The organism is Methermicoccus shengliensis DSM 18856 (assembly GCF_000711905.1).
Classification (GTDB): Archaea; Halobacteriota; Methanosarcinia; order DSM-18856; family Methermicoccaceae; genus Methermicoccus; species Methermicoccus shengliensis.
In genome coordinates this window covers 227,604-252,570 of record NZ_KL543983.1, presented here as the reverse complement: position 1 = coordinate 252,570, position 24,967 = coordinate 227,604, and the positions used below count along the sequence as shown (strand labels likewise).

Below are 24,967 nucleotides of genomic sequence, written 5' to 3'. Positions count from 1 at the left end.
TACTGCACACCCTATATTTAGGGATTTTGCTGCTACCACTCGTCGTCCTGCGCATAGCTTCGCCCGAGCCTCAGCGCAAGCTCGGCCCTTGCGAGCTCCCTTCCAAGATACATCGCATGCGAGAGCGATGATATCCTGCCCGATTTGAGAATGGCATCGCACACCTCCCTCGCGGTGCTGCCCAGCACGCAGAAGTCCCTGTGGCGAGCGAGGATGCGCCCGTCCTGTGTGAGAGATATGGTGTATGCGCCCTCTGGGTCGAGCTGCCACTCCTCGTTCTCCTCCCCCTCGACACACCCCTCTGGCACTGGCACGCTGGGACGCCTTCGCTTCTCCTTGAGCACCAGCAAATCGAGCCCGAGGTCCTTGGGAGGTGTGTTCCTGTGCCGTGCGAGCGCCATCATCCTCGCAGCTCTCGATAGCTCCCTCACGCTTCCCCTGCACTTGTCCGAGTGCTCTGGGGTGAACAGCACGCTCGCCCCCACCTCGCTCCCAAGCGCCGCCAGCAGGGCGTTCACGCCCACCGAGTCCGCATCCAATAGCTCCGACACATTGCCCACGCCGAAGAACAGCGGCACATCTGGGGCAAGCGCACGAAGCCGTATGCACGCGCATATCGAGGCAGAGCACCCCCTTCCCACGGGCTCGAGCACGGGGTCTGCCACGAGCATGTGCGCCCCAGCCCTTCGGGCGAGCTCCATGTTGTGCACGAGGCTCTCCACGCCCCCCTCTGGCTCTGGAAGCACCACGTACGCCACGTCCTCCTCCAGCCCCCCAAGCCGCTCGAGCGTCTCCTGCCTGAGGCTGAGCACCATATGGCATCCCGCATCGATGCCAGCCCGTATGAGGTTGGGCTCGAGCGTGTCCACGCTCACGGGCACACCGAACGTGAGGGCAACCTCCACCGCCCTCCTCACCCGCGAGGAAGAGGCATCGAGTGATATGCCAAGGTCTATCATGTCCGCACCCTGCTCGAGAAAGTAGGCGATGCGCTGCTCCAGCTCCCGCTCGGATAGGCGGTCTGCGTCCACCACCTCGGCGAGCACCTTCATGCGAGAGCTACCCCCAATCTTCACCCCCTCGAGCTCGAAGGCGCACCCAGCCTCCATCTCGAGCCGCTCTGCCTCCTCCTCTGCCCGCTCCCGCAGGTGGGCAGCGAGCAGCACGCACGCCGGCACGGTGGGGGAGAGCTCCGTCTCGCCCAGAAGCGGAAGCACGCCTCGAAGGTCGTACGCATGCTTTGGACCGAGCCTTATGGGAACGCCGATGGCGCGCTCGACATCCGAGAAGTCCGACCTTATGAGCCCTGAGACGAGAATTAGGTCAAAGTCGGTGTGGGGGCGAGAGCGAAGCCACCGAAGGAGCATCTTGGGGCTGACGAGTGCTGCGATGTCGAGGGGCAGCACGTCCATCTCCACCTCACAGCCCGCCCCAGCCTCGTGCACCGCCCTCCTCACGTCCTCTGCCGCAAGCCTTCCCGTGATGAGTAGCACACGCATTGTCCCTTGATGGGAGGTGGGAAGATAAAAAGGATGTGGAGGGTGCTGGAGTTTTAGTGTGTGCTTGCCAAGCCTCACGAGAACAGAGCCTACTTCCCGCTTCTGTTCTCAATCTCCCTCATGCTCTCCTCTATGAACCTCTGGAGCGTGTCCCACGTGATGCCCCTCTTGAGCTCGGTGCACTGTTTGATGCGACCCAGCACCATGCACAGGCACTCATCGCTCAGCTCATAGCCCATCTGGCGTGTGATGTGGGCGAGCGCCCTCTTGCCCGTGTGCTTTCCTATCACCAGCCTTCTGCTCGCCCCCACCACACTGGGGTCGAACACCTCGTATGTTCTTGGGTGGTTGATGATGGCAGCCACGTGGATGCCCGACTCGTGGGCGAATGCGTTCTCGCCCACCACCGCCTTGTTCTTGGCGACCGCCATGCCAGAGCACCTCTCCACCAGCTTGGAGAGGCGAGTGAGCACCGAGAGGTCGTAGCGGTCCACGCCGAAGTGCAGCCTCAGCCCGAGCAGCAGCTCCTCGAGGGGGGTATTGCCCGCCCGCTCGCCGATGCCGTTCACAGTGGCGTGCAGCTGGCGCACGCCACACGCCGCCCCTACGAGTGTGTTCGCCGTCGCAAGCCCGAGGTCGTCGTGGCAGTGCAGGCACAGCGGTATGGACAGCTGCTCCCTCAGGGTGCGCACGAGGTGCTGGGTGGTGAACGGGTTGAGTATGCCCACGGTGTCCGCAATGCTCACGTAGTCCACGCCCGCCGCCTGTGCCTCTCTGAACACCGAGAGCAGGCGAGGTATGGGCGTCCTCGTGGCATCCTCTGCCGCAAACCTGACGACGAGCCCGTGGTCCTTGGCATGCTGGGCAGCGTCGATGGCACATCGCACCACTTCATTGAGGGACTTTTTGTACTTGTACTCAAGGTGCAAATCCGATGTGGCAACGAACACCGACACCATGTCCACATCGCACTCCACCGCCGCATCCACATCACCCAGAACCGCCCGAGCGATGCAGCACACCCTCGCATCCAGCCCGGCGCGGGCAACTGCCCTGACGCACTCCCTCTCGTCCCGCGACACCACTGGAAAGCCAGCCTCGATGATGTCCACGCCGAGCTCGTCGAGAAGATGGGCAATTTCGAGCTTCTCTTCCCTGCTGAACACCACCCCCGGGCTCTGCTCGCCGTCCCGAAGCGTGACATCGCATATCTCTATCGGCTCGGGAAGTGTGAGCCCGAGCTCGTCCATCAGTGGGTTATCGGACACGGGGGGCACATCCATGCCCTCTCATCACGGGCACGAGATTATAAAGATTGCTGCAAGCCTTTATGTGTCACGGATGGAAACTGACTTCCATGCGATTCGGCTTTTCCCCTCTCTTCACCCTCTCTTCGCTCTCATCATGGTTTACATAGCCCACACAGAAGCCTGTACTCAATGGGCATCCTCGCGCTGCCCATGCCCAGCCCCGAGGTACTGCTCCACGATTTGCAGCGCACAGAAGCGACCACACATTGTGCACTCCGTCTGGGTGGGAGGATGCCTCCTTCTCGCAGCCGTGCCCCCATCCAGAGCAAGATAGAACTGAGCCTCCCAGTTCCGCCGTGAGCGCTCAACCGCCATCATCCTCTCCTCCTCTGAGAGCCCATACTTCATGAGGTCTCCCACGTGGGCAGCTATCCGTGCGCTCACTATCCCCTCCTTCACCTCCTCTACTGTCGGGAGTGCGAGGTGCTCGGCTGCAGTTATGCAGCAGATGTAGTCCGCACCTGCGCCAGCTGCCATCGCAGAGCCAATGGCTGCTGCCACATGGTCGTATCCAACCGCTATGTCCGTTGGGAGCGGTCCAGCCACGAAGAGCGGTCTTGGACACTCGCGCTTGAACGCCCTGACCGCCGCCATGATGCTGGACGGGGGGATGTGCCCACCCAGCCCCTCCACCACCACCTGAACCCCTGCAACGCTCGCTCGTGCAGCAAGCCCTCTGTTCAGCTCGAACTCGAGAGCCTCTGGCGAGCGCTTTGCGCGTGGGGAGCTCCAGTCCACGAGACAGCCACTGCGCAGGGTGTTGCCAAGCACCAGCACCGCATCTTCTCTCCTCAGCAGCCCCAAAAACTCGTCGAAGTGCTCGTAGAAGGGATTCTCCCCTCCACCCTGAATCATGTGGGCGAGCGTCATTGAACCCCCCTTGGACACCATCGGCATCGTACGTCCCTTTAGTGCAGCGAGCATCTCGCGTGTGAAGCCAGCATGCAGCACCAGTGAGCAGGCATCGTGCAGCTGTCTTTTTGCCACCTCGAGGATGTCATCGACCTCAAGAGAGCCTATGCCATTCTCTGCCACCGCCTGATAGATGGGTATCGTGGTGAGTGGCAGACCGGCAGCCCTGTGAATCCGCCGCCTCACCTCGTCGAGGTCGCCGGCCATCGAGAGGTCCGTTATGGTGTCCCCCAGCTCCCCTGCGATGCGTGCCTTCTTGACCTCGTCCTCCACACACCGCTCGGATTGACCCGAGCTGTCCGCAACCGAGGAGGTTCCCACGTTCACGTTCACTCTGGTGGGTGCACCCTCTCCGATGAGCCTGTCCCCAAAGAGCACCAGCCTGCCATCAGCGACTCGCCTGCAGGCAACAGAGGGCTCCATGCCCACGGCCCTCGCCGCTCTTGCGAGCACGGGTGGCACCTTTCCCTCTCTCACCCTCTCGAGAAGTGTCCTCATCCCTCGCCTCCACACACCTGCAACGGCACCACCCCATATTTACTTATCCGCTGGCTTCACCACATCGACTCTGAGGACATCTCTGTTGTGCACCAGTTGAGCTCGTTCAGGTAGTCCATGTAGGAGATGACGGTCTGCCTCACTACTTCACTCTCATACCTACCTTCAAACGCTATTCGCCTCCTTGTATACCTTGTATAGTTCCCGATGTGAGGATGTGCGGCACAGTACATCAACACCTTTTTAACCCCTCGATGCGAAGGAGGATGCATGCTCAGCCTGGCACTACCCAAGGGTTCGCTCGAGCAGGGCACGCTCGAGCTGTTCAGGGAGGCGGACCTCGAAATCATGCGCACAGAGCGGGAATACAACCCGAGGATAGCCGACCCGAGAATAGGTAAGGTGAAGATACTGCGTCCTCAGGAAATTCCCACGTACGTGCAGGAGGGCTACTTCGACCTCGGCATCTCCGGGCTGGACTGGGTGCTCGAGAGCGGTGCCGACGTGGTGGAAGTGGCGGACCTTCCGTACAGCAAGGCTGGAATGGGGAAGGTGAGGCTGGTGGTGGCGGTGCACGGCTCCTCGCCATGGCAGAGCGCTCGGGACATACCAGATAATGCGAGAGTGAGCACTGAGTACCCGCGGCTCACCACACAGTTCTTCGAGCGGCTCGGAAAGCGGGTGCACATCGTGTACTCCTATGGGGCGACGGAGGCAAAGGTGCCAGAGCTGGTGGACGTGGCGGTGGACCTCACCGAGACGGGTGCCACGCTGATACGCAACGGGCTCAAGATAATCGACGTGGTGCTCGAGTCCACCACAAAGCTCATAGCCAACCGTGCGTCATGGAGCGACCCCGAGAAGAGACGGGAGATAGAGGAGATAAGAACGCTGCTGCTCGGCGTGATAGATGCGAGGGGCAGGGTGATGCTCAAGCTCAACGTGCCCGCCGAGAGACTGGACGATGTGGTGAGCGCCCTACCCGCCATGAAGCGCCCCACGATATCCCAGCTGTACGACGACGGCTATTATGCGGTGGAGACCATCGTGCCGAAGAGCGAGGTGAACGTGCTCATACCCCGCCTGAAGGCGCTTGGGGCAGAGGACATCGTGGAGCTCAAGGTGTACAAGGTCGTGCACTGATGAGGGTGGTGCATTGAGGCTCACGCTCGACCTCGAGCTGATGGATGTGCCAGGGGAACTGGTGAGGGCGCTCCAGCCCTTCTCTGAGCACGGTGCCAACATCATAAGCGTGTTGCACTACCGAGAGAGGCGCACTCCGAGGGGCACGGTGCCCGTGAAGGTGGTGTGTGAGACCATCGAGGAGAGGGTGGAGCCGCTCATCGAGGCGCTGCACCGTGCTGGCATCGTGATTGCCTCGATGGGCGAGCAGCGGCTGGTGGAGGAGGGTTCGGTGATACTCATAGGGCACATCGTGCACTCTGACCTCAAGGACACCATAGGGCACATAGACGCTACTGGGTTCGCCGAGGTCGTGGAACTCGAACTGTCCATGCCCGCCGTGAACACTCCCTCCTCCGCATACATGGTCATCAGGGCAAAGAGCAGCGAGCACTTCGAGCGGGCGCTCTCCATACTGAGAGAGGTGGCATCCAAAAAAGAGCTACTGGTGATAGAGCCCATATGAGGCACGTGGCGGTGGTGCTGGACAGCGCTGGCACGCTGGTGCGGGCACATAGGGTGATAAGGTGCGTACCCAGCGGAAGGATGCTCACATCGGTGGCGTCCACCGAGATTGCGAGCAGGGGGATGTGTGCCCTCGTGTCGCTTGCATGCGACCCGCTGGAGCTCCCGCATCAGGGGGCGCTGTGTGAGCTCGTGCCAGATGCCGTTCCCGTATACATAAGCTGCGCCCCCCATGGAATGGGGGAGCGGGATGTGCTCGAGGCGCTCCGGTACGAGAGGCAGAGGACATCCAGTGGCGAGCGCTGTGCTACCACTGATGACCTGCTGCACGCAAGGCGCATGCTCACAGAACTGCATGGGCCCATGGACTACATCACATCGGGGCTGCTGGTGGACCTCGTGGGGAAGAGGATAGCGGGCGTGGTGTGTGCTGGGGGCGTGCTGGAGCGGGAGGCGGTGGAGGCAGTGGAACAGCTGCGCACCATGGCAGAGCTGCACATATGCTCTGGCGATGCCCCGTATGTAGTGCAGAAAATCGCCAGAAGGCTGGGCGTGCCACCCTCCAACACGGCGGCGCACTGCACCCCACGGTGCAAAGCGAGCTACGTGTCCCGCCTGAGGGAGCACTACCTCGTGGTGATGGTGGGGGACGGCATGAACGACGTGCTCGCCATGCGGGAGGCGGACGTGGCAATAGCGATTGCCGCATACTCCACCCCTCCAGAGGGACTGCTCGAGGAGGTGGACGCCGTGGCAAGGAGCCATGCAGAGCTGGTGGACATCGTGAGGGCACGCTGGAGGAGCTGGAGGAGCTCCTGACCTAAGCAGACACTCGGATGGAAGCTAAGACCCAGAGGACTAATCTCTCCACATCACTCAAATATACCTTCACCCTTCAGGTGTTCGCTCCTCACACGAGAGCCCCCTGGGGGAAGCGCCATCGAGATGCGCTCTGGAGCCGCCACCTTCTTGGCGAGCCCCCGCTCCATGTGCTCTGTGAGCCTGCGGTATATGCGCTTTGCCATGTCGTCCCTCATGAGCTCTCCGGGCTCGAGCTCGAACCATATGGCAGCACGCTTTTGCACCGCAGAGGGGGGTCCTGCAATCAGCCGAAGCGGCTTTTGCTCGATGCCCACGGCGGCTGCCACGGGCACGGTGTGGTACTCACGCCTTCCACGAATCACAAACGAGCCCTTGGGGATGTACTCACCGCTCTCTGGTGTCTTGCTCACTTGCTCTGGGCGCACGAGGTAGCACTCCCCGCTGTACTGGCCAGCCTTCCACACATTCGAATAGGAGACGGCGAACACGGCTGCCTCGTGTATCGTGCTCTCTGGCACGTCCTTTCCCCCAGTCTTGATGAGCGTCAGCGGGGCGCCATGTGCCTGAGCGTGCAGCACGAGGTCCCGCTTCTCCATGTACTTTTCGTATATCAGCTCGTTGGTGTCGGCATCCCGCCCCCCGATGACGAGAAAGCCATCAGAGGAGTAGAACCACCTGAACCGCTCATACCATGCCTGCTTTTTCGGAATGTTCTCCGCCAGAAAGCCACCCTTCTTTCTCTTGGGTCTGGGACTCTCTGCCATCAGCCTCTCGGTCTCGGCTATCGCCCTTTTTGCCCCCTCTATCTTGCGGGAGAGCTTTTTGGCTTGCTCATAGTAGCGCTGGGCGCTCTGCTCTATGCCCTGCTCGAGCAGCACCTCCACCCTCATGCCATCGAGCAGCAGCGCTGCCATCCCCCTCTCGGGAGCCACATCCACCACGATGTCCTCTGCTGACTTCGATGCCCGAAGCTGCTCGAGCGCCCGCTGCACTTCCATGTAGTGGGCATACAGCGCCTCAGCCTTCCTGAGAGCCTGCTGGCGCTCTTCCTCGTAGCGCGCAAGGGTGCGCCTCTGTGACTCGAGTCTGCGCTCCAGAAGCCCCCTCTGCTCCACGGGCTCAGGGGGTTGCTCGAGGAAGAACTCGTCGAGAGCGTGGGAGAACGAGTCGAAGTACTGCCTCTCGTGCTTCTCATAGCGCACGAGCTCCACGGGGACGCAGTCCATGCGCTCGCCCCTTTCCAGCACGATGTGGGGCCTTCGCTTCTTCTCCAACCTATCGAGCAGCGCAGCAATGGCGCTCTCAAGCGCACCCAGAACCTCCTTGCTCTCGAAAGCCTCCGAGGAGGACATGTGTTTGTCGATGCCCGAGAGGGCGCACACCTCCTCTGCGTACAGACCGCCGAGTCCCGCACGGGTGGCAAGGGTGCGCACCACATCCGCCTCCGAGGAGCGCAGCACTTCCTGAAGTGCGGCTGCATCGAGCTCTCTTGGGTCTGGCTGGGGTGGTGGAAGCACATACTGCCTTCCAGTGCGAAGCGACCTCTCACGATAGGAGAACTGCCTCAGCGATGCCTCTATGCGCCCCTCCTCGTCCAGCAGCAGCACGTTACCCCTTGCGAACAGCTCTGCAACGAGTGTGTGCTGCTCGCCAGCCCTCTCTATGCCAATCATCACCAGCCTGTCGAAGCCCTGCTGAGATATGGAGGTGATGCGTCCGCCCTGAATGAGCTTTCTTGCGAGCATGGCGAACTGGGGGGCGACTGGAGTGATGGGGGGGTGCTGCGTGAGGTGAAGGCGCCGTCCTGCCTGAATGAGCAGGTTGTGTCTTCCACCCTTTGCGAGGGTGAGCCTCACGAGGTCCTCGTCGTGCTGGTACACCTTGCCCACCTTCGCGCCCACGAGGGAGGTGAGCTCGTCTACGATGCAGTGGACGTCCACGCCCGTCATCTCGTGCTTCATCTGACATCACCTCTATGGTGGGGTATAAGGGGTTTTTGGATTGGCTTCACGCTGGGGGTTCACCTTGGATTGGATTCACTCCATTCCTATGTGCCGCCAGAGCGATGGACAAAGGTGCAAGCTGCGCTGGCGTGGCGGGGAGTCATATCTAAGAGCGTAGCACCTTCTCTATCCTCTCCCGAAGCTCCTCCAGCGTGCCCTCGTTAGCTATCACCACGTCCGCCATTGCCATCGCCTCCCTCAGCCCCCAGCCCTCCTCGCGCTCATCTCGCCTCCTCAGCTCTTCTGGCGTGAGTATGGCATCGCTGCGCTGGCGGGAGCGTATGCGCTCGAGGCGGAGCGAGAATGGAGAGAGAATGTGCACCAGCCTGAAGGCTGCTCCGAGGTGCTGCCTGAAGAAGTGCACCTCGGCGATACCCCGTATGCCATCGAGCACCACCACATCGTGCTCTGTGAGCAGCCTCCTGAGGGTGGGTAGCGTGCGCCTTGCGATTGAGTCCATGCCCTCCCTCTCCCGCAGCATGCACGCCACAGCCCCCAGCGCCTCATCGGTGGGCGAAAGACCCATGCGGGCTGCCTCCTCTCTCACCACGTCGCCCATGCACACCACGGGTATGCCCATGTCCGCAGCCATGCGGGCAGCCTCGGACTTGCCGCTTGCAGGATAGCCCACGAACGCCACCACGGTGCTCATCTGCGCATCACCCGCTCGCCCTCGGTGTCCCGCACCACGACCTCGTCGAGGTACAAGAGGGCAGAGCGCGCACACGCCTCCATGTGCTCCCGTGTGGGGGAGGGCTCGGCAAACCCGGCCACTGGCATTCCCTGCTGGAGCACGTACGTGGCGCGCACACCGTGCTCGGAGAGCCACCGCGCAATCTCGCCCACGTACTCTGGCGAGAGCAGGCTCTCGAACAGAGTGGTGCGAACCTCAGCCTCGATGGTGCCATCCAGAAGCTCGAGGCACTCCTTTACCCTCTCGCACCACTGCGCTCCAACCTCCCGCCACCTCTCTGGGGCATCGGGAAGGCATATCCTGCCGTAGAGCTCTGGGCGCTCGAGCGGAGCCTTCACGTCCACGGACACGAAGTCGAGAAGACGTGCCTCCTTCAGCTCCCGTACAACTTGCGGGCGCAGACCATTGGTGTTGAGCCCCACATCGAGCCCAATCTCCCGTGCGATGCGGGAGAGCTCCACGAGCGCCTCGCGTTGGAGGGTGGGCTCGCCACCACAGAACACCACGGCGCCCACCAGCATGCTCGCATCCTCGAGGTGGGTGCGGATGGCTTCGGTGTCCTCGAGCACCCGCCCCTCCAGAAGGTGGCGGTTGTGGCAGTATATGCACCGCATCTGGCATCCCCTGAAGAACACCACGGTGGCAGACCTGCCATACCAGTCTATGGTGGACACATCCACCTTTCCACCATAGTTGAACAGCACGCCATCACCCTACGTATATCGTCTCGCCGTTGATAACGTCGTCCTCGCTCACGTCCAGCGTTATCGTGGTGTTGCCGATGGAGAGCGCGTAGGGTTGCACAGCTCCCACGTCGTACAGCGTACTGCCCTCGTGGCTTCCCAGCGTGGAGTAGGGCACCGTCAGGTTGAAGCGTCCGTCCACGGCGGTGGTGCTCTGGGTGTACGTGAACGTGCGGGCAGGGGTGGATATGGTGGTGCTGATGGACACCTGGGTGCCATCTGGGGCAGAGCCCTCGATGTGGGCACCCTTCACGTACTCGAATACCTTCACATAACTCGCTGGGGGCTTGGCATCGAACGCCACCACCTTTGCCTGCGGGTCAACGTAGAATGGAGTAATCTGGCGATAGAACTGCTCTGCCTCCTCATAGGAGGAGAAGTAGCGCATGCCCCATGTGAGCCTGCCCTGCTCGAGGAAGAGCACCATGTAGGGTACGAAGTATCCCGGGGACTCGTGCACCAGCCGATAGTGGGAGAGCGTTCTCGCATCGTCAAAGTGCAGCCTTGAGATCATCGAGGACGTGAACTTCTCTGAGGACACGGGCAGCAGGAGTGTTTTTCCCATCACCCCGTAGGGATGGGACTCTGTCCAGCCCTCGGTGTCCAGTGCCCATGCGGTCATCGCATAGAACTTGCCAGTCGCCATCTCGATGTCTGTGATGACGTAGCGGGTGCCAAGGATGTCCGCTATCTCGTTTGCCTCGGACTCGTTGAGGGCGGTGAAGAACGTGGACGCGCCTGGTAGCCGATGGGGACCACCGCCTATGCCCTGCTGGAAGGGGTTGGCATTTGCCATCCTGTGCCCTATCGCCAGTATCCAGTGCCCATAGTCCCACCACGAGAGCACGCCGTACGCCCCTGGCGGGTACTCAAAGCTCTCGTTGTAAATCGCATAGTAATCCACCCCCGGCTCTGGGGTGCTTTCGTTGAGCCAGTGGAGCGCCTCCAGCCATCCCGCGGGAGGCCCTCCAGCCCCCTCTGCGGTGAGCTGTGCCTGCGCCAGCGTGCCCCATGGCCACACCAGGAGCAAGAGCACGATCAGCACGAGGAACACGTGCCATCCCCCGATGCCGCGCACCACCTCCCCAAGAGACAGAGCACCTCTCTCGAACGCTGCGTAGCTCTCCGAGAGCTCGCGCATGCCAGCTGCGTCCAGCACGCTCGCAACGAGGTAGCCAGTGAGCACTGCCACGTTGACCGCATAGTAGTATGCGAACCTGTTCTGCTGGTACATTGCCCAGAACATAACGAGGCTCCACACCAGCACGAGTAGCTCGGATGGGCATCTGGAGCGGGCATAGCGGTAGGCGAGAAGCGCCATCCCGAGAAGCGAGATGTAGAACGCTATCCCGAAGTTGCCGTTCACCATCGCGAGTGTGAACGCTCCGCCAGTGGCGGCGGGGAAGAATATCGGAGTTGCCTCGGCAATGGTGAGCTCCCCGATGGTGGGCTTGGTGAGCAGCGTGAAGATGTTGGACAGCGTTGCCCCCATCTCTCTCGATGTGCTCGAGAGCACGAGGACGAGCGCCAGCACGATGCCAGCAAGGACGAGCGGGTAGCCGTATGCGGGAATTGAGCGGCGCCTAAGCTGCACCGAGAGCAGGGCGAGCACTGGTCCAGAGAGGGTGGCGAGCGAGAGGGCGAGCACGTGCACTACTGAGTAGTATAGGTAGTCTGTGGTGGAGTAGTTCACTATGGGCAGGATGGCAAGAAGCGGGAATGTGAACAGCCCCACCGATATCAGGGCGAGGTGCTCGATGCTTCCTCCACGCATGTGCTCTATCACCGCATACGCTCCAAAGAACAGCAGCATCACGAACACCAGCATGAGCGCCCCTGTCCATGAGAGCTGGTAGAACGTGTACGCCAGCGATGCGAGCATCAGGTAGAGCACGGACACTCTCATGCGCATCCATGCAGCACGGCGGCTCTTTGGAGAGCGCAGCGCAGCAATGTCCGAGAGGCACAGCCCCCTCGAACGCTCGAGGGCGAGCATGGTGAACAGCACCACCAGCGAGCTCAGCAGTATCTCATCGGCGTGGTGGTCAGAGAAGCCCAGCATCGTGCGGTTGAGGAGCTGTCCAGGAATGATGGCAACGAGCAGCGCAGCAATGAGCCCAGCCTTTTTGCCGTGCAGCGCCCTTACAATCAGGTAGGTGGGTATCACGAGCGCAACGCCCAGCACCGCTGGGAACAGGGCGTTCACGGCGTATATGGTGTGTGTGGAGGGGTGTCCCAATCCCACAATCAGGGCGAGCAGGGCAACGGTCTGGTCATGTATCGGACCCCAGTACAGGGGCGAGCCGTGCGGAAAGTAGGTCATGGGGTCGAACCACATCCGCACTGGAAAGTTAGCGATGGTGTTCTCGATGAGGCGGGTGTGGTAGTAGGCGTCGTTGCCCTGCAGCACCACCCCGTCGGGCGTGAATATCCTGCTCCATGGCAGCACGATGCGGATGTATGCCGAGAGCAGGGCGATCAGCGAGAGCACGACGAGCACAGGACATCCTCTTTTCGCCCTGCCCCGCAGCACATCTATCATCCCCATGAGCACGTGCCCCCTCCTTTAAGCGCTCACCAGCTTCTCACGTATGTTCTCGTTGCTTCGAATCTCCTCTGCCTTGCGAATGGCGAGCTCCACCGCCCGCCTTATCTGCTCGGGGGAGAGCGTGCCAGGCCCGCTCTTCTGCATCCCAGTTATCGAGCCATCGGACTTGACGATGATGGTGAGCCTGCATCCTGCCACCTGCTCCTCCTCGTACGTGGGGTCCACCACCAGCTCGCCCGCTATCTCGGCAAACGTGATGGATATGGGCACGTCCCGCAGGGGCAGGGGCTCGTCTGTCCCAAGCCCATATCGCTCCTTGGGTATGCGGGCATCTATCAGGGCAGCCACCGCCCCAAGCTCTGATGCGTCCATGATGTTGCCCCCGTCGTCGAGCACGTGCACGTCGATGAACACAATCCATACCTGTTCTCCCGGGGTGATGCACAGCTTCTTCAGGTCTATCGCCCCGGACTCCCTGATACCCCTGTCGGTCACGCGGGCAAGCTCCACCGCATCCTCTCCCGGGGGACCTGCCTCGAAGTATGGGGAGGCGGCGGGTATCAGCTCGGTGTTGGTGATGATGACGCCCTCGTCTGGCGTGTCGGGAAAGGGCTCCCCGGGCTGTATCTTCACGCCCACCACCAGCTGGGTGTCGCCCAGCCTCACCCTTGCGGACCCCTCTGCCTTCTTCACGTACCCCGTTTCTATGGATATCTGCCTGTACTCGTCTGGGGCTCTTCCATCCACGCGCCTTCGCTGGAGGATGAGGTTGTGTATGTAGTCCTTGTGCAGCTCTGCCATCACCTCTTCACTCGTCATTCTCGCTCACCTCCTCAGACTCCTCGAACTCCTCCATGTCCTGCTCAAAGCTCTCCTGCGGCTCCTCCTCTGGCTTCTCTGGCTTCTCTGGCTCGGGTTGCTCTGGGGCGGCATAGCGGCGTATGAGCGCATCCCGCTGTATCTCGTACAGCCGCCTGCAGCCCTGCATCGCCATCTCCAGCGCCCGCTCGAACTCCTCCCGTGTCAGATGGCCGTCCATCTGCAGCAGCGTTATCTCGCCCCTTGGGGTCATCGCCACGGGCATGTCCGCCTGCCCGTAGTTGTCCTCCTCCTTCATGAGGTCGAGCACGAGCTCGCCATCCACCTTACCCACAGAGCATGCGGACACGAGGTTGCGCATGGGAATGCCAGCATCCGCGAGCGCTGCCGAGGCTGCGTTGATGCCAGCCGTGCGGGTGCCAGCATCTGCCTGCAGCACCTCGATGAACACGTCTATCACGCTCCTCGGGTAGTAGCCCAGAAACACCACTGGCTCGAGCGCCTCTCGGCTGACCTTGGACACCTCGATGCTGCGTCTGTCGGGACCTGGCCTTCGCCTCTCCTCAACCGAGAACGACGCCATGTTGTACCTGCACCTCATGATTGCCCTGTTGGACTCCTGAAGGTGTCTTGGGTGCACCTCCCTTGGCCCATACACGGCAGCCATCACCTTGTTGCCCCCCCACTCGATGTAGCACGAGCCATCCGCCCTGTGCAGCACGCCCACCTCCATCTTTATGGGGCGAAGCTCGTCCACCGCTCTGCCATCGAGCCGCCTTCCATCCACTATGAACGCTCTCTCCTCTTCCATTCGCATTCCTCTTTACTTAAGAAGCTCGTCCAGAAAGTCTGTTTCCGCTCTCTGCTTGGGCTCCCGCTCCCTGTGCTCCCTTATCTTCGCGAGCACCCTGTCGGTGAGCCCAGGGGTGTGTGCCTCACGCTCTATCATCTCCACGAGGTCCGCCACGAGGGATACCTGCCTTCTGGGACCTGTAATCCACACCCTGCCGTTCTGGCCCACGAGCAGCCTGCATCCAGTCTCCCGCTGGAGCATGGATATCATAGAGCCCCCCCTGCCTATCAGCCTTGGCACCCTGGTGTGGGAGATCTCGATGAGCCTTCCGCCCTTCAGGGGCCTTGGGACCCCCTCCTTGAGCTCGAGCATCACCCGCATCGAGGGTGCGACCTCCTTCACCCCCACCACGACGCTGTCCCCTATGGTAAGATGCTGCTCCATGTCCGCGGAGTCTATCTTCTTCGGGTACTCGGACAGGTGTAAAAAGCCCTCGTACGGTGAGGCGATGTCCAGCACCCACCCAAACGGTGTGAGTTCGCTCACCATGCCTATTATGGTGTCGCCCCTCGTGGGGATGTACTTGCCCTCGAGGGGTATCACACGGATGCTCTTGCCCTCGTGGGCAACACCATAGAGCAGGGAGTACACCTTCCCGTCCTCCACATACGTGCCCTCGCCTGCCCGCTTGGCATCCTCGGAGAGCAGCTCGCCCGGAATCACTATGCGCATGCGCTACCTCACTTCAGAAGCTTTGTGATTGCCTCACCATGGCTCAGCCTGTTCACCGCCTCATACAGCTCGTCCTGCATCCCAGCTGGAATTTCCAGCACGAGCACGAGCGAGCCATCGCTCTGCCACTCCTCCCTCTCGGGCTCTGCGATGCGCCTGAGGTCCCCATATGCCCGCCCGGCATACTGGGCTGGAACCTTGACCTCCACCTTCACGGTCTCGAACCGTATCGGGATGATGGGGCGGATTGCCTTCATCGCCTCGCTCACCAGCTCGTCTATGCTCTTGGAAAAGTCCACGCCCACCCCAGCGGTCTCCATCGCCCGCTCGATTCTCGCGGGAGGATGGGGCATGCCAGTCTGGGGGTTTATCGAGTTCCTTGCGATGATGTCTATCACCTGACGCCGCTTCCTCTCTGTTATCCTCTTTCTCTGCTCTGCCGTGAGGTGAATCTCTCCCTTTTTCACGATGCGCTCTGCCACCTCGAGGGTGTCGGTGGTGCCGAACACGCTCTGAATGTCCTCCATGGAGGGGCGCTCGCCCCTCGATGCGTTCTCGAACACGTCCTCCACTGCAAGGATGTCCTCTATCGATACGTCCTCGCCCCGCCTTAGCGCATACGCACCCTCGGGATCCACGAGCACCTCGAAGTGCTTGCCGTGGCTTTTCAGCCGAGCCACCACGGCATCCTCGAGCTTGACCATCAGCTCTCCTCCTCGCTGCCCTGCTCGGCCTCCTCTTCTGAGCGCTCCCTGAGCATGGCCTCGATGTGGGGCACAAGCTCCTCGGATGTGAGCTTTCTGTACCTCCTGTCCTTCACTGAAATCACCGATGCCTCCACAGTCTCGGGCTTAAACGCCTCCTCTGCTGCGAGATACAGCCCCTCGAGCCCAAGCACGATTGCCTGCTCTGTGTTCATGTCCTCTCTGTACTTTGCCTCGAACAGCTCCATCACTACAGAGCGCTTGGAGCCGATTGCAGTTGCCTTGTATCCCAGAAGCGCACCGCTCGGGTCTGTCTCGAACACCCTGCAGCTGCCGTCCTCGTCCACACCAGCTATCAGGAGTGCGGTGCCGTAGGGCCTCACGCCCCCGAACTGCGTATAGGTCTGCTTGTGGTCGCATATGCGCTTTGCAAGCATCTCCACGGTGATGTGCTCGCCATACGTGAGTCGGTGAATCTGAGCCTCCAGCCTCGCGCGGTCTATGAGAGAGCGCGCATCTGCCACGAGCCCAGAGGTGGCAGCCCCTATGTGGTCATCTATCTGGTATATCTTCTCGATGGACTCTGGCTCCATGAGCCTGCTGGCGATGCGCTTATCCACGAGCAGCACCACACCGTCCGATGCCTTCAGCCCCACGGCGGTGGTGCCCCGCTTTACCGCTTCTCTCGCATACTCCACCTGAAACAACCTACCATCTGGGCTGAAGACCGTTATCGCGCGGTCATAGCCCCCCATCTGCGGACTTATCTGCATGCTCACGCTCCTCCTATCAAAAGAACCCCTGTACCCAAAAGTCTCTCCTTCTCTCTCACCCTCGTTAGAATGGGAGGGGGGTATTTTAAGCTTTTGTGCACCGTGCGATGCGGCGCATGGCGCTTCGTATGGTGCCCGTGGTGGCAATCGGCATGATGTGAACCCTCTGTCCTCCCACGTGCGCCATGCACGCGAGCAGCGCCACGAGCCGCATTTGCTCTCCCCGCTGGCAGCGTATGAGTACCCACCCGTCCTCCACATGCACCACCTTAAGTCGTAGCTCGCTCATACCCACATCGCCGTACAGCATGCCACCCTCCGCAAACACAGCCCTCACGAGCTGGTCCTTCGGGGGTTGCTCCTCTGCGAGCACCCTTGCCAGCACGTACCGCCTTCTCTGCCTCAAGGTGGGACGCATGGGTCTCATGGCAAACCCCTTAACGCATGGGGTATATAAGATGGTGCATGCGCATCTCGCTTGGGCTCTCGAGCCGCATGCCCCTCACGAGCTATGCGGCAATCGCACGTAAGGTGGGGCTCGATGGGATATGGGTGGGCGAGCACGTGGATGCCCCGCTGGATGAGCGCACGCTTGTGGAGCTGTCTGATGCCGTGCCAGAACTGCCCCTCGGCACCGCCATCATGAGCATATATGTGCACGGCATCGAGGAGCTTGTGGCGCTTGGAATGCGCATGTCCTCTCACTTCTCAGGATTCTCGCTCGGGCTCGGGGTCGGGGACATCCCATCCCTGAAGAGAAGGGGAATCGTGCCAGAGCGCCCCATACGCAGGATGGCACATTATATCGAGCAGCTTTCTGCCCTGAGAGAACAGGGTGTGAGGATACTGCTGGGAAGCACCGGAAAGGGAATGCTGCAGCGGCTCTCGTACGAGGTGGACGGGGTGGTGCTCACGGGCCCAGTGGAGCATCTGCGAGATGTGGTGGGGCTGTGTCCCGGGGAGAGGGTGTTCTGGGGGGCTCTGTGGCTCGATGAGCCCTGCTCCAGATATGCCAGAGTGAGCTACACCACGGGACACGATGTGCTCATAGAGCCAGAGCGGCTCGCTGCGCAGCTGGAGCAGATGGGCATACACGAGGTAATAGTGGGACCGCCCCATGGAGATGACGTGGAGGGGGTGGTGAGGGTGCTCGCAGAGCGCCTCAGAGCCGCTCCCTGAAGGCGGGCTCTCGCATCAGGCAGGCTTTGGCATTGTATGCCCCGTCCCTTCGGATGCGCCTCCATGTGGTGCGCAGCTCCTCCCTTAAGACATTGCCATAGGAGAGGGGGATGCACGCACAGGGCAGCACGTCTCCAGAGGGCGTGATGTGCAGCCAGCGCCTTCCTGCAGCACAGCCCAGCGTGTCCATAGCGTGGATGATGGAGAACACCCTCACACTGCAATCGTGCACCAGCTCCTCGTGGTAGTGGCGCATGAACGCATCGAGCACCTCTCTGCCCTCCTTCCCGAGCGACCTGTCGGTGTGCATGTAGCGCCCGGTGGGCACTATCTCGTACAGCGATAGCTCGTGTGCGCCCCAGCGCTGGGCGAGTTCGTAGAATGAGGGAAGGTGGTGCACGTTGTCTCTCGAGAGCACCACGTAGATATCGCACAGCAGCCCCGCCCTGCGAGCATAGCGCACGCACCTTCTCGCCTCCTCAAACACCCCCTCCCGCCCCCGCATCGCATCGTGTTCCTCCTCGATGGGAGAGTCGAGGCTCACGTGCACGCTGTACAGCCCAGCCCTCGCAAGTGCCTCGAGCCTTTCTCGTGTGGCACCGCTGCCAGAGGTGAACATCGTGCATATCGCCCGCTCGTCCACCATCTCCGGGATTTTTTCCACCTCTGGATAGAGCATGGGCTCCCCTCCATCCAGCACGATGGACGTGGCGCCCATGTCGAGCGCCTGCGACACAATGTGCTCCATCTGGGCAAGGGAGAGCGAAAGGCGCCTGTGAGTGTCTGGAAGAGCACAGTGGGCGCACCTGTTGGGGCACGACTCGGTGATGGACACCGTTATCTGGTCAGGGGTGTGCCATCCGAGCATCGCACGAAGCTGGCTCCTTACGAGCCGCCCAAAGGCTGGGGAGGGGATTGGGGGAAGCCACGTGGAAAGGTACACACAGTGGGCGTCGTGCGCCACCACCCTCTCACCGTCCAGCAGGGAGAGCATGCGGCGCACCCACGGCAGGCGGGCGAGCAGACCTCGTGCGTGCACGTGCGAGATGCTGCTCTCGACCTCGATGTCGACCTCGATGTTCACACTCAGCAGCGGAGAGCGGTATATGGGGAACATCACATCACCACGGTGGATACCTCTGAAGGAGAAGGCACAGCGCCACGTCCGCTATCAGGGCAGCGAACATCACCGCCCTGTATCTCGAGCCCTGAAGGAACAGCCTGCCCCCCCTCTCTGGTGCAGGGTGGTGCACGAAATCCACGCACTGGGCGAGCATCCACCCTCCAGTGAGCAGTGCTGCCACCATGAAGAGAGGTCCAAGATGGGCGGTGTAGCCCACGAGCAGCGAGAGCACCACCCCAGCACTCCAGAACGAGAGCACCAGCCTCGACGTGAATGGAATGCCGTGCACCACTGGGGTGGTGGGAACGCCTCTTGCCCGGTCGCCCTCCACGTCCCTGCATACCCCAGAGAGTGTGAAGCCCCAGTCGGTGATGCATATCATGAGGCCGAGCAGCACGGCGGGCAGGGGCAGCATTGCCCCATCTGGCTTGAGGATGCCCGCCGGGTCGAACGCAAGCCACACGCCAATGGGCACGAGCCCGTATGCCACCCCCACTGGAACGAAGCTAAGAGGGGTGGTGCGCTTTGCGTGGTAGGAGTAGAACGTGATGACCGCCACCGCCACGAGGAGCACCACAAGGCTCTCTGGATTGAGGTACAGAGCGATGGCACACGCCACACCCACGAGAAGGAGGGCATACAGAAGCGCTCGGGTGCGGGATAGCTCCCCAGATGGCAGGGGCCTGTGGGGCAGGTTGATGCGGTCTATGTCCACATCACAGCAGTCGTTGAGTACGTACGAGCTGGTGGTGGCAAGGTATGCCCCCAGCACGGCGAGTACCAGCTTTGGCACATCGGGAAATGCCCCATGGACGGTGTAGGAGGCGAGCAGGGCGGCGGCTGTGGGAAGCGCCACATCCATGTCCGATATCTCGGGACGCAGTATCTTGATGTACGCCCACATCGCACCCACCCTCAGTGGGCATCGAAATAGGATATCTCTCCCACCTCCACCACGAGCGGGGCTCCCGTTCGGGGGGGCTCAACACCCCTCACGAGGGCGTGGTTTCTTGGTCTTAACTGTATCCGTGCGCACATGTGCTCGCACTCCTCCTGATGCAGCCCGATGCACTGAAAGGTGCGGTGCATGAACACGCTCTTTTCGACAACGCTCGCCAGTATCCCACGGGTGCCCGCAGACACGTCCCGCATGCTCGTGCTGGTGAGGAACACCGCATCCCCAACATCTATGCTGAGCACCGCAAAGAAGTTGTGGGGGCTCTGAATCTCGAGCGTCCTCACGCTGCCCTTTGCAAGCTCAGATATCACCTCTGGAGAGATACCCGTGATTGCAACACACCTCATACGCACTTCCCCCTAACCATACATCGGAAACTCACGCCTCGTCGCCCTTGCCTGTGCCTCTGCACTGCTCACCTGTTCTGCGAGCCTCTGCATCTCGGTCTCTATCCTCTCCGCCTGCTCGAGCAGCCCCTGCACGTCCACCGACAGCCCATACACGCTGTTCATCGTCTCGATGACGTGTGCCGCCGCTCTGGGGTTGGGTCCTGTGCCGTGCGTCTCGCCCAGCAGCGCGAGCGCTGGAATGCCCCTCACATAGCACTCGGTGAGCAGCGAGCCAGAGATGCCAGCGATGGAGCCCACCTCGAACATCTCCACATGAGGTGCTATCCTCTGCCACAGCTCCTCGGTGGTGGCTGCCCCGAACACCCGCTGCTCCTCCCCCATCGTGGCAACGCCCGCTATCGAGACCACTTCCCTTGCCCCGATGTGCTCGCACCAGTCCACGATGGCAGATGCCACTGGGTGCGATGCCTCTGGGACCACGGGGATGTCCGAGAGAATCGTGATGAGGTTCTGCTCGCTGGACTCGTATATGCGCACAGGCATGCTCACCCTCCCCCGATACATGATGGCAATCGGGGGAAAATAGTCTGACACCAGCGTGCCTATGGGCTTCATATTCAGGCTCTCCACGAGGTGCTGGCTCGCTATGTTGCCTATGAGCCCTATGCCCGGAAAGCCCTCGATGAGCACGGGACTCTCGGAGCTCACCTCCTCTGCATGTATCCTGACAAACCTGCGCTCGCCATCTGCCATCTTTCCAGCTCCACACCAGGTTTGGAGAGGGTGATATAAAAAGGATGTGGGAGATGCGTACACCGTGGGAGATGCGTACACCGTGGGAGATGCGTACACCAACAAAAGCCCGTATCCTTCAGTCCAGAAGCCGCTTTTCCCCAGTTATCTTATCCAAGCTTATCCAAGTGACCCTTCCCCTCCCCCGCTTACGCAGGGAGCTTCCACCCCTCTATGGGGAGGTTGAGAAGACACTGAGGGAAAGGGCTCAGTGTGCCCTTCGCTGCTGGCAGTAATATCCCTTTGACACTCCCTTTGCGAGATTGTGCAGGAACGATTGTAGATATACAAAGCTTTTTGAGGGGGCTCCTCAGACATGGTAAAATATGAAGCAGAGAGAATTGCTCATACTGCTCGTGGGCATTGTGGCCGTGCTGCTGTTGGTGCCCGTTCTTCTGAGCATGATTTACAGTGGCTCATACGGCTACTGGTACTATCCCCACCACATGATGTGGCCATGGATGGCTGGCTTCGGCTGGGCAGGGATGGGTGGTGGGCTGATTGTGCTGCTCATCCTTGTGGTCCTTGTGGTGTGGGTACTCAACAGAGAGGAGGAGAGCAACGAGGGTCGAGGGGGTGGCACCTCCTCTGCCCGCGAGATTCTGGACGAGCGATACGCGAGGGGCGAGATATCCGAGGAAGAGTATCTCAGGATGAGAGAGCGGCTTGAGAGGTGAGCATGGGGTGATGTATTTGTAGGTAAGCCCCCCTCAGCACAGTACAAGGACCACCAGAGCGCCCACAAATAAGCTCGCCGACGAGCTGTAGGTGAGCCTTACCGAACGCAGTATATCATTTGGGCTAGGTGCCCTCAAAAGAGGGCAGAGCACATACGCCCCCGGCTTTTCGAGCCTTATCCCCAGCGCTCCAGCATATGCGGCCATTGGCCATCCAGAATTGGGGCTTGGAGTCTTGGTGTGTTCTCTCTGCGCTGCCCTGAGCGCTGAGATGGCTCTCTTGAAACTCAATGTGGAAAGCATTATGAGGGGAACTGAAAGCCTCGCTGGAATGTAGTTCAGCACATCATCCATCCTTGCGCAGAACCATCCAAGCTCCCCAAACCTCTCGTTTTTGTATCCCCAGCTCGAGTCGAACGTGCTCACCACCTTGAAGGATAGGGCTGCCGCAAGCCCGAGCCCCACGGGAGAGAGCAGCACGTAGTAGAAGAGGGGAGAGACGATGGCATCCACGAAGTTTTCGGACACCGACTCCACGGCCGCAGATGCCACCTGCTCCCCACTCAGGCTGGATGGGTCCCGCGATACCAGCGCTGGAAGATGCTTCTTTGCCACATCCAGCCTCCCATCTGCAAGATGCGCACGTATGTCCTCTGCTGCCTGTCCAAGGGAGCGAACTGCAAATGTGGAGTTTAGAAGATATGCAGCAATGAGGGTGCCAACCGCCGAGGACACAGCATTCTCTGAGTTGCTCATTTTCCATATCACCAACCCCAGAAGAGTAAAGAAGGATGTGATGATGAGCACACTCACTACCCCATATAGCCTCCTGTGGGTCATTGGCGCCATGCCCTCGAGACGGGATATGCACCACCCCATCCACACCACTGGATGGGCGCGGGCTGGGGGCTCCCCAATCGTCAGCTCGAGCAAGAGCGCGAGAAGTAGTACGCTCACAGCCGACATGCGAGGGGCTCCATCACGTTCTTCCATATACTCTCGAGCGACTCACCCCGCATGGAGCGCTCCAGTATCTCCCGAACGACCTCCTCCTCGTGCACCAGATAGCACCCCGAGCAGTCCCAAACACCCTTGCCCCCATTGCCATTCAACATTCGACCGAGCTTCCGATTATAACAGGGATAGAAGGGACAAAAACAGAGTGTACAGTCCTGACCCTCAAAATGACAGGGGTAATGCTCACAGTTCTCCCTCTTCATCCCTCCACCCTCCGGGGCAAGCACAACTCATGTACACTCTTTTTTTCATATGTAAATAAATTTTGCCCTGTTTGAGGACACCTGTTTGAGGAGGCTGATTACCCTGTAATCAACTGCTGCTACTGTGTAGCACAGAGCACATCCATGAGAGTGCCTGACCTCCTCCCCGCCCTAAAAGGCGAGGCTTCCAGCCCGTAAGGAAGGTGAAGCTGGTGGCAGCGCTTTGCATACATCGATTTGTTCCACCATAATCGTTAATTTAATAAACATCCAATCCCTATTGTCTGCTGTAAGGCCTTTTTGAGGTGTGGGGATGAAGGACAGGAAGAACTTTGCGTTGAGAAATGAGGATGGTGAGGAGATAGGAGTGTTCTCCGGAAGACAGCCCAGACAAGCAGCTCTAAAGGCTGCCACCAGAATGGGTGGTACGAAGGACAAGCCCGCAATTCTCAGGCTCAGGGAGAAGGGCACAAACAAGGTACACGTGTTCGAGGGATGGACAGAGCTGGTGCCAGCACCCAAGAACAAGCCAGCATGGATGCCCGACAAGATAAAGAAGGCCTTTGTCAGAAAGATAGGGATAGAGCGACTGGAAAAGCGTTGAACTCATGACAACCCCAAGGGAGAGAGCACTTTTTGAGGCCGGCATAAAGCTGGGTGCTCTTTATCATCAGTTTGTGGGCTCTCCAATAAACAAGCATACTCGTCCCACGATGGAGAGAGCAATAGAGGAGAGCATATCACTTCAGCCCTTTGTGCGGAATATAAAGGTCAAAATCAATGAGCACCTGATAGAGAAGGAGCTGAATGTCTTTGGATACTGTGAGCTCACCGGAGAGATGCTGGAGGTCGAGCTCACGGTGGACGTGGAGGGCGAGGTCGTGAAGGTGGCGATGAGCGCGGACGAGAGTGGGTATCCCCTCATGAGGGTGCTGGAGTGAAATGCGGCTCGTGATAAAGATAGGTGGAAGCCTCATGGGACAGCTTCCAACACTGCTCGCAAGCCTGAAGGAACACGAGGTGAAGGGGCTAATAGTGCCCGGGGGTGGTATGTTTGCAGAGCTCGTGAGAGAGGTGGATGCCGCCAGCTCGCTTTCTCCTCACACCTCCCATCTGATGGCGGTGGCAGCCATGGAGCAGTACGGGCACATGTTGGCTGACATTGGAGGGCTCGAGAGCGTGAGCGAGCCCAGCTTTCATGGCCTGTGTGTGCTGCTTCCATACTGTATGCTCGCAAGAGGGGCTGTCGAGCTTCCAGATGAGAGCTGGGATACCACCTCGGATACCATTGCCGCATGCATCGCCCACGAGACTGGTGCGAGTGTGTGCAAGCTCACCGACGTGGACGGCCTGATTCTAAATGGAAGGCTCGTATCCGAGATAGATGCCTCAGAGCTGCTGGGGCTGAAGAGCACGTGTGTGGATGCCAACCTGCCCAAGCTCCTGATGAAGAGAGGTATGGACTTTGCGGTGTTGAGTGGGCTGCATCCCGAAAGGCTCGTGAGCTTCTCGAGGGGCAAGCCCTTCGTGGGCACGCTGATAAGGGGAAGATAATGTGGAGAGAGACGTGGGGAATGCGGAGATAGACGTGCTGATTGATGTGGGAAGGCGGCTCGTTGAAAGGGGATACACCGACTCGTTCTTTGGCAACATCAGCTTCAGAGACGGGGAAAGCATGTACATCACACCACGAGGCAGCGCTCTTGAGCGCATCCACAGAGAGGATGTGGTGGAAGTTCCCCTCTCTGGAACGTACGATGAGAGAGCATCTTCCGAGACCCCAGCCCACAGATACATCTACACCCACACGGACGCTACCGCCATCGTGCACGCCCATCCATTCTTCTGCGTGCTGTGCTCCTTCCTTGTGCCCGATGCCCTCGAATCACGCACCAGCGAGGGCAGGCTGTTTCTTCCCACACTTGCCTTTTGCGAGGATGCTGCTGGCACCGAGACGCTGGGCATGAACGTCGTGAGGGCATGCACGCAGCACCACACCCATGTGGCCATTGCGAGGGGGCATGGCATATTCGCCCTAGCCCATAGCCTCGAGCAGGCATATCTCTACTGCGTGGTCGCAGAGCACGAGTGCAGGCTGTGGTATCACCTAAGCACGGCAGGGCTGGAACAGCGTCACTGAGCATTTATATAGATGAGGACGCCCACTATCT

The 24,967-nt window shown here is 60.4% G+C and carries 29 protein-coding genes; 9 read left to right on the top strand and 20 right to left on the bottom strand.

Going from position 1 to position 24,967, the window contains the following annotated elements; translation table 11 throughout:
• Positions 1-32 precede the first annotated feature (32 nt).
• The 4 genes from BP07_RS07820 to BP07_RS08910 all read right to left on the bottom strand — a co-directional run bounded on the left by BP07_RS07820 (position 33) and on the right by BP07_RS08910 (position 4,452).
• On the bottom strand, positions 33-1,499 hold the full coding sequence (locus BP07_RS07820) for a dihydropteroate synthase-like protein (protein ID WP_042687659.1): 1,467 nt from the start codon (positions 1,497-1,499) through the stop codon (positions 33-35).
• An 89-nt stretch (positions 1,500-1,588) separates the two neighbouring features.
• Complete coding sequence (locus BP07_RS07815) at positions 1,589-2,782, bottom strand: homocitrate synthase family protein (RefSeq protein WP_042687656.1); 1,194 nt, start codon at positions 2,780-2,782, stop codon at positions 1,589-1,591.
• A 153-nt stretch (positions 2,783-2,935) separates the two neighbouring features.
• On the bottom strand, positions 2,936-4,219 hold the full coding sequence (locus BP07_RS07810) for a phosphomethylpyrimidine synthase ThiC (protein WP_042687654.1): 1,284 nt from the start codon (positions 4,217-4,219) through the stop codon (positions 2,936-2,938).
• Between the two features lie 56 nt (positions 4,220-4,275).
• Entirely contained in the window at positions 4,276-4,452 is a 177-nt protein-coding gene (locus BP07_RS08910; protein ID WP_157203158.1) for a hypothetical protein, read from the bottom strand.
• A 37-nt stretch (positions 4,453-4,489) separates the two neighbouring features.
• On the opposite strand from BP07_RS08910, the gene hisG reads away from it, so the two are divergent.
• The 3 genes from hisG to BP07_RS07795 are packed head-to-tail and all read left to right on the top strand — an operon-like array spanning position 4,490 to position 6,685.
• Positions 4,490-5,362 (top strand): ATP phosphoribosyltransferase, encoded by an 873-nt coding sequence (gene hisG, locus BP07_RS07805; RefSeq protein WP_042687651.1) that lies wholly within the window; start codon positions 4,490-4,492, stop codon positions 5,360-5,362.
• Between the two features lie 13 nt (positions 5,363-5,375).
• Positions 5,376-5,867, top strand: coding sequence for an ACT domain-containing protein (locus BP07_RS07800; RefSeq protein WP_042687648.1), 492 nt, complete (start codon positions 5,376-5,378; stop codon positions 5,865-5,867).
• Positions 5,864-6,685, top strand: a complete 822-nt coding sequence (locus tag BP07_RS07795) for an HAD-IC family P-type ATPase (RefSeq protein WP_042687646.1) — start codon at positions 5,864-5,866, stop codon at positions 6,683-6,685. Before BP07_RS07800 ends, BP07_RS07795 begins: the two co-directional genes overlap by 4 nt.
• Positions 6,686-6,738: 53 nt before the next feature.
• Here BP07_RS07795 and rqcH read toward each other — a convergent pair whose 3' ends face one another.
• The 10 genes from rqcH to BP07_RS07745 form a co-directional block, all read right to left on the bottom strand.
• Complete coding sequence (gene rqcH, locus BP07_RS07790; protein WP_042687643.1) at positions 6,739-8,649, bottom strand: ribosome rescue protein RqcH; 1,911 nt, start codon at positions 8,647-8,649, stop codon at positions 6,739-6,741.
• A gap of 148 nt (positions 8,650-8,797) precedes the next feature.
• Positions 8,798-9,343, bottom strand: a complete 546-nt coding sequence (locus BP07_RS07785) for an AAA family ATPase (RefSeq protein WP_042687640.1) — start codon at positions 9,341-9,343, stop codon at positions 8,798-8,800.
• The gene (locus BP07_RS08480) at positions 9,340-10,089 is read right to left on the bottom strand and encodes an anaerobic ribonucleoside-triphosphate reductase activating protein (protein ID WP_052353358.1); all 750 of its coding nucleotides are present in this window, start codon (positions 10,087-10,089) and stop codon (positions 9,340-9,342) included. Before BP07_RS08480 ends, BP07_RS07785 begins: the two co-directional genes overlap by 4 nt.
• A gap of 4 nt (positions 10,090-10,093) precedes the next feature.
• Positions 10,094-12,676, bottom strand: a complete 2,583-nt coding sequence (locus tag BP07_RS07775) for an oligosaccharyl transferase, archaeosortase A system-associated (RefSeq protein WP_169736264.1) — start codon at positions 12,674-12,676, stop codon at positions 10,094-10,096.
• 18 nt (positions 12,677-12,694) lie between these two features.
• Positions 12,695-13,495 (bottom strand): exosome complex protein Rrp42, encoded by an 801-nt coding sequence (gene rrp42, locus BP07_RS07770; protein ID WP_042687634.1) that lies wholly within the window; start codon positions 13,493-13,495, stop codon positions 12,695-12,697.
• A complete protein-coding gene (gene rrp41 / locus BP07_RS07765) occupies positions 13,485-14,306 on the bottom strand; it encodes an exosome complex exonuclease Rrp41 (RefSeq protein ID WP_084174181.1) in 822 nt (273 codons plus the stop codon). The genes rrp42 and rrp41 overlap by 11 nt, the downstream gene beginning before the upstream one ends.
• A 12-nt stretch (positions 14,307-14,318) precedes the next feature.
• The gene (gene rrp4, locus BP07_RS07760; RefSeq protein ID WP_052353357.1) at positions 14,319-15,020 is read right to left on the bottom strand and encodes an exosome complex RNA-binding protein Rrp4; all 702 of its coding nucleotides are present in this window, start codon (positions 15,018-15,020) and stop codon (positions 14,319-14,321) included.
• Between the two features lie 8 nt (positions 15,021-15,028).
• A complete protein-coding gene (locus tag BP07_RS07755) occupies positions 15,029-15,724 on the bottom strand; it encodes a ribosome assembly factor SBDS (RefSeq protein ID WP_042687627.1) in 696 nt (231 codons plus the stop codon).
• Positions 15,724-16,497, bottom strand: coding sequence for an archaeal proteasome endopeptidase complex subunit alpha (psmA, locus tag BP07_RS07750; protein ID WP_042687624.1), 774 nt, complete (start codon positions 16,495-16,497; stop codon positions 15,724-15,726). Before psmA ends, BP07_RS07755 begins: the two co-directional genes overlap by 1 nt.
• Before the next feature lie 85 nt (positions 16,498-16,582).
• Positions 16,583-16,924 (bottom strand): Rpp14/Pop5 family protein, encoded by a 342-nt coding sequence (locus tag BP07_RS07745; protein ID WP_042687620.1) that lies wholly within the window; start codon positions 16,922-16,924, stop codon positions 16,583-16,585.
• Between the two features lie 17 nt (positions 16,925-16,941).
• Here BP07_RS07745 and BP07_RS07740 point away from each other — a divergent pair, with 17 nt between their 5' ends.
• Positions 16,942-17,676: an LLM class oxidoreductase gene (locus tag BP07_RS07740; RefSeq protein WP_042687617.1), complete on the top strand. Its 735-nt coding sequence runs from the start codon at positions 16,942-16,944 to the stop codon at positions 17,674-17,676.
• On the opposite strand, the gene BP07_RS07735 is transcribed toward BP07_RS07740, so the two are convergent.
• Genes BP07_RS07735 through BP07_RS07720 form a run of 4 tightly spaced genes read right to left on the bottom strand, consistent with a single transcriptional unit; the run spans position 17,660 to position 20,860 of the window.
• A complete protein-coding gene (locus BP07_RS07735) occupies positions 17,660-18,793 on the bottom strand; it encodes a radical SAM/SPASM domain-containing protein (RefSeq protein ID WP_042687614.1) in 1,134 nt (377 codons plus the stop codon). The two genes, BP07_RS07740 and BP07_RS07735, sit on opposite strands and share 17 nt — an antisense overlap.
• A gap of 4 nt (positions 18,794-18,797) precedes the next feature.
• A complete protein-coding gene (locus BP07_RS07730; RefSeq protein WP_042687929.1) occupies positions 18,798-19,703 on the bottom strand; it encodes a UbiA prenyltransferase family protein in 906 nt (301 codons plus the stop codon).
• Positions 19,704-19,714: 11 nt separating this feature from the next.
• The gene (locus BP07_RS07725; RefSeq protein ID WP_042687610.1) at positions 19,715-20,104 is read right to left on the bottom strand and encodes a DUF473 domain-containing protein; all 390 of its coding nucleotides are present in this window, start codon (positions 20,102-20,104) and stop codon (positions 19,715-19,717) included.
• A gap of 12 nt (positions 20,105-20,116) precedes the next feature.
• Entirely contained in the window at positions 20,117-20,860 is a 744-nt protein-coding gene (locus tag BP07_RS07720; protein WP_042687926.1) for a proteasome assembly chaperone family protein, read from the bottom strand.
• A 365-nt stretch (positions 20,861-21,225) separates the two neighbouring features.
• Here BP07_RS07720 and BP07_RS07715 point away from each other — a divergent pair, with 365 nt between their 5' ends.
• A complete protein-coding gene (locus BP07_RS07715; protein WP_052353356.1) occupies positions 21,226-21,576 on the top strand; it encodes an SHOCT domain-containing protein in 351 nt (116 codons plus the stop codon).
• Positions 21,577-21,609: 33 nt separating this feature from the next.
• Here the strand turns inward: BP07_RS07715 and BP07_RS07710 are convergent, their stop codons facing one another.
• Entirely contained in the window at positions 21,610-22,542 is a 933-nt protein-coding gene (locus BP07_RS07710) for a cobalamin biosynthesis protein (RefSeq protein WP_042687607.1), read from the bottom strand.
• Positions 22,530-22,796, bottom strand: coding sequence for a cysteine-rich small domain-containing protein (locus BP07_RS09165; RefSeq protein ID WP_084174193.1), 267 nt, complete (start codon positions 22,794-22,796; stop codon positions 22,530-22,532). The genes BP07_RS07710 and BP07_RS09165 overlap by 13 nt, the downstream gene beginning before the upstream one ends.
• Before the next feature lie 313 nt (positions 22,797-23,109).
• Between BP07_RS09165 and BP07_RS07700 the strand changes: the two genes are divergently transcribed.
• The 4 genes from BP07_RS07700 to BP07_RS07685 are packed head-to-tail and all read left to right on the top strand — an operon-like array spanning position 23,110 to position 24,936.
• Complete coding sequence (locus tag BP07_RS07700; protein ID WP_042687601.1) at positions 23,110-23,400, top strand: non-histone chromosomal MC1 family protein; 291 nt, start codon at positions 23,110-23,112, stop codon at positions 23,398-23,400.
• A gap of 4 nt (positions 23,401-23,404) precedes the next feature.
• On the top strand, positions 23,405-23,737 hold the full coding sequence (locus BP07_RS07695) for a dihydroneopterin aldolase family protein (RefSeq protein ID WP_042687596.1): 333 nt from the start codon (positions 23,405-23,407) through the stop codon (positions 23,735-23,737).
• Between the two features lies 1 nt (position 23,738).
• Positions 23,739-24,350, top strand: coding sequence for an amino acid kinase family protein (locus BP07_RS07690; protein ID WP_042687593.1), 612 nt, complete (start codon positions 23,739-23,741; stop codon positions 24,348-24,350).
• A gap of 1 nt (position 24,351) precedes the next feature.
• Entirely contained in the window at positions 24,352-24,936 is a 585-nt protein-coding gene (locus BP07_RS07685) for a class II aldolase/adducin family protein (protein WP_052353355.1), read from the top strand.
• Positions 24,937-24,967: the final 31 nt, after the last annotated feature.

Bases quoted from the DNA above. Each gene is read 5' to 3' on its own strand.
- BP07_RS07795 (WP_042687646.1), top strand. From the start codon at position 5,864: ATGAGGCACGTGGCGGTGGTGCTGGACAGCGCTGGCACGCTGGTGCGG.
- BP07_RS07715 (WP_052353356.1), top strand. From the start codon at position 21,226: ATGAAGCAGAGAGAATTGCTCATACTGCTCGTGGGCATTGTGGCCGTG.
- BP07_RS07720 (WP_042687926.1), bottom strand. From the start codon at position 20,860: ATGGCAGATGGCGAGCGCAGGTTTGTCAGGATACATGCAGAGGAGGTG.
- BP07_RS07735 (WP_042687614.1), bottom strand. From the start codon at position 18,793: ATGTTCCCCATATACCGCTCTCCGCTGCTGAGTGTGAACATCGAGGTC.
- BP07_RS07745 (WP_042687620.1), bottom strand. From the start codon at position 16,924: ATGAGACCCATGCGTCCCACCTTGAGGCAGAGAAGGCGGTACGTGCTG.
- rrp41 (WP_084174181.1), bottom strand. From the start codon at position 14,306: ATGGAAGAGGAGAGAGCGTTCATAGTGGATGGAAGGCGGCTCGATGGC.
- psmA (WP_042687624.1), bottom strand. From the start codon at position 16,497: ATGCAGATAAGTCCGCAGATGGGGGGCTATGACCGCGCGATAACGGTC.
- BP07_RS07730 (WP_042687929.1), bottom strand. From the start codon at position 19,703: ATGTGGGCGTACATCAAGATACTGCGTCCCGAGATATCGGACATGGAT.
- BP07_RS08910 (WP_157203158.1), bottom strand. From the start codon at position 4,452: ATGTACTGTGCCGCACATCCTCACATCGGGAACTATACAAGGTATACA.
- rrp4 (WP_052353357.1), bottom strand. From the start codon at position 15,020: ATGCGCATAGTGATTCCGGGCGAGCTGCTCTCCGAGGATGCCAAGCGG.
- BP07_RS07740 (WP_042687617.1), top strand. From the start codon at position 16,942: ATGGGGTATATAAGATGGTGCATGCGCATCTCGCTTGGGCTCTCGAGC.
- BP07_RS07695 (WP_042687596.1), top strand. From the start codon at position 23,405: ATGACAACCCCAAGGGAGAGAGCACTTTTTGAGGCCGGCATAAAGCTG.
- BP07_RS07810 (WP_042687654.1), bottom strand. From the start codon at position 4,219: ATGAGGACACTTCTCGAGAGGGTGAGAGAGGGAAAGGTGCCACCCGTG.
- BP07_RS07815 (WP_042687656.1), bottom strand. From the start codon at position 2,782: ATGGATGTGCCCCCCGTGTCCGATAACCCACTGATGGACGAGCTCGGG.
- rrp42 (WP_042687634.1), bottom strand. From the start codon at position 13,495: ATGACGAGTGAAGAGGTGATGGCAGAGCTGCACAAGGACTACATACAC.
- BP07_RS07820 (WP_042687659.1), bottom strand. From the start codon at position 1,499: ATGCGTGTGCTACTCATCACGGGAAGGCTTGCGGCAGAGGACGTGAGG.
- BP07_RS07775 (WP_169736264.1), bottom strand. From the start codon at position 12,676: ATGGGGATGATAGATGTGCTGCGGGGCAGGGCGAAAAGAGGATGTCCT.
- BP07_RS07755 (WP_042687627.1), bottom strand. From the start codon at position 15,724: ATGGTCAAGCTCGAGGATGCCGTGGTGGCTCGGCTGAAAAGCCACGGC.
- rqcH (WP_042687643.1), bottom strand. From the start codon at position 8,649: ATGAAGCACGAGATGACGGGCGTGGACGTCCACTGCATCGTAGACGAG.
- BP07_RS09165 (WP_084174193.1), bottom strand. From the start codon at position 22,796: ATGAAGAGGGAGAACTGTGAGCATTACCCCTGTCATTTTGAGGGTCAG.
- BP07_RS07710 (WP_042687607.1), bottom strand. From the start codon at position 22,542: ATGTCGGCTGTGAGCGTACTACTTCTCGCGCTCTTGCTCGAGCTGACG.
- BP07_RS07725 (WP_042687610.1), bottom strand. From the start codon at position 20,104: ATGAGGTGTGTTGCAATCACGGGTATCTCTCCAGAGGTGATATCTGAG.
- BP07_RS07700 (WP_042687601.1), top strand. From the start codon at position 23,110: ATGAAGGACAGGAAGAACTTTGCGTTGAGAAATGAGGATGGTGAGGAG.
- BP07_RS07785 (WP_042687640.1), bottom strand. From the start codon at position 9,343: ATGAGCACCGTGGTGGCGTTCGTGGGCTATCCTGCAAGCGGCAAGTCC.
- BP07_RS07690 (WP_042687593.1), top strand. From the start codon at position 23,739: ATGCGGCTCGTGATAAAGATAGGTGGAAGCCTCATGGGACAGCTTCCA.
- hisG (WP_042687651.1), top strand. From the start codon at position 4,490: ATGCTCAGCCTGGCACTACCCAAGGGTTCGCTCGAGCAGGGCACGCTC.